This is a genomic window from Roseinatronobacter alkalisoli (assembly GCF_028745735.1).
Taxonomy (GTDB): domain Bacteria; phylum Pseudomonadota; class Alphaproteobacteria; order Rhodobacterales; family Rhodobacteraceae; genus Roseinatronobacter; species Roseinatronobacter alkalisoli.
Genome location: NZ_JAQZSM010000104.1, coordinates 1 through 1,517 on the forward strand (window position 1 = coordinate 1; position 1,517 = coordinate 1,517).

The 1,517-nt window shown below is 62.8% G+C and carries 1 protein-coding gene; it reads left to right on the forward strand.

Going from position 1 to position 1,517, the window contains the following annotated elements:
- Positions 1–42: 42 nt before the first annotated feature.
- Positions 43–1,517, forward strand: a 1,475-nt coding sequence (ggt, locus tag PUT78_RS23500; protein WP_274354634.1) for a gamma-glutamyltransferase, incomplete at its 3' end; no start/stop codon positions are given.

Sequence of the window (1,517 nt, forward strand, 5' to 3'; positions counted from 1 at the left end):
CTGCAATCACCGGGCCGTTCGCCGGTCAGGACCACCGGGGCAATGGCGGCGACTTCGCACCCGCTGGCCACCCTTGCCGCGCTGGATATTCTGCGCGCAGGCGGCAATGCCATGGATGCCGCAATCTGCGCGGCGGCGGTTCAGGCGGTGGTGGAGCCGCAATCAACCGGGATCGGTGGCGACTGTTTTGCGCTGTATTGCCCGCGCGGGGGCAGTGATGTCATCGCCTTTAACGGGTCGGGCAGGGCGCCGATGGGGGCCACAATTGACGCCTACCGCGCCATGGGCCTGACCGAAGTGCCCAAACGCGGTGTCCATGCTGTCACCATTCCCGGCGCGATTGACGGCTGGTGTCAGCTTCTGGCCGATCACGGGCGGCTGGACATGGCCACGGTTCTGGCCCCGGCCATCCATTATGCCGAGAACGGATATGTGGTGCATGACCGCGTGGCCTTCGACTGGAAAAATGTCGGGCAAGACCTTGCCGCCGATCCCCACAGCGCGCGCATTTTCCTGCCGGGCGGCAAGGCCCCGGACGCAGGCGATATTCACAAACAGCCGGAACTTGGCGCAACCCTGCGGTTGATTGCCGAACATGGCCGCGCCGGGTTTTACGAAGGTGCGGTCGCAGAAGACATGGTCAACCGCCTGCGTGAACTGGGCGGAGTTCACACGCTTGAAGATTTCGCAGCAACACGCGGCGAGTATGTTACGCCCATTTCCACAGATTATCGCGGGCTGCGCATCCATCAGGTGCCGCCCAATAATCAGGGGCTGACCGCGCTGGTGATGTTCAACCTGATGGCCCAGCATGACCTGCGCGGGCTGGACCCGGTCGGCGCGGAAAAACTGCATCTGGAAATCGAGGCGGGCAGGCTGGCCTTTCGTGAACGCAATGCGCGTATGGCCGATCCTGCCGCGTCGCAAGGTGTGGTCGAGGAATTGCTTTCAGCGGACTTCACCTCCCGCCTGTCCGCCGAAATGGACCCCGCCCGCGCGATGGACCATTTTGCTGATGCTGAACTGGCGATGTCCGATACGGTTTATATCTCGATCGTGGATGATGAAAGGAACGCGGTCAGCTTCATCAACTCCACCTATTTCTCCTTTGGCAGTGCGGTGACCAGTCCCGAAACCGGGGTCGTCTTGCAAAACCGCGGCCACAGCTTCCGGCTGGACCCGGACCATCCCAACGCATTGGCGCCGGGCAAGCGGCCGCTGCATACGATCATGCCCGGCATGGTGACCCGTGGCGCGCGCGCGGTCATGCCATTCGGTGTCATGGGCGGGGATTATCAGCCCTTTGGCCATGTGCATGTGCTGACCAACCTGCTGGATCACGGGATGGATATTCAGCAAGCCATCGATGCCCCGCGCGTGTTTTATGAGAATGGCGCGGTCGTTGCGGAAACCGGGGTTCCCGCGCAGGCAGTGCAGGGTTTGCGCGACAAGGGCCATAAGGTCATCGCCGCCAAAGCGCCCCATGGTGGCGCGCAGGCCATCTGGATTGACTGGGA